Origin of the sequence: Lactobacillus sp. UMNPBX19 (genome assembly GCF_002553805.1) — a bacterium.
In the GTDB taxonomy this organism is placed as follows: Bacteria; Bacillota; Bacilli; order Lactobacillales; family Lactobacillaceae; genus Lactobacillus.
In genome coordinates this window covers 1-448 of sequence record NZ_PCYR01000109.1, presented here as the reverse complement: position 1 = coordinate 448, position 448 = coordinate 1, and the positions used below count along the sequence as shown (strand labels likewise).

Genomic DNA, 448 nt, shown 5'->3' with positions numbered 1-448 from the left:
TCAACATTTTACGCTCAATGTGCAAACTGAAAATGCGGCAACTGCGCGACGAATATTAGGATTATTGCAGCAATTCTATCGTTTGCCATCAGAAATATCTGTACGCCGTCAAATGAAATTAAAGAAAAACAATTTGTATGTTGTTCGTATTACGCAAGGTGTTAGTGAATTACTTGATGACTTACACATCTTCGAAGATTTTGAACTATTGCCCACTGTACCTGATGAATGGTTAGAGCCAGAAGGTAAAGCCCGTTCATATTTACGGGGCGCTTTTTTGGCGGCAGGATCCGTTAATAATCCAGAAACTAGTCGCTATCATTTGGAAATATACTCTTTATATGAAGAACAAGCGACACAATTAGCGAACTTGATGAATCGTTTTGATTTGAATGCGAAGGTGGTTGAACGTCGCTCAGGCTTTATCGTATATCTAAAAGAAGCAGAA

Annotated in this window: 1 protein-coding gene; it reads left to right on the top strand. The window is 38.6% G+C overall.

The genetic code is table 11. The features are described from left to right. Window positions 1-448, top strand: a 448-nt coding sequence (gene whiA, locus CP370_RS09315) for a DNA-binding protein WhiA (RefSeq protein ID WP_098046680.1), incomplete at both ends; no start/stop codon positions are given.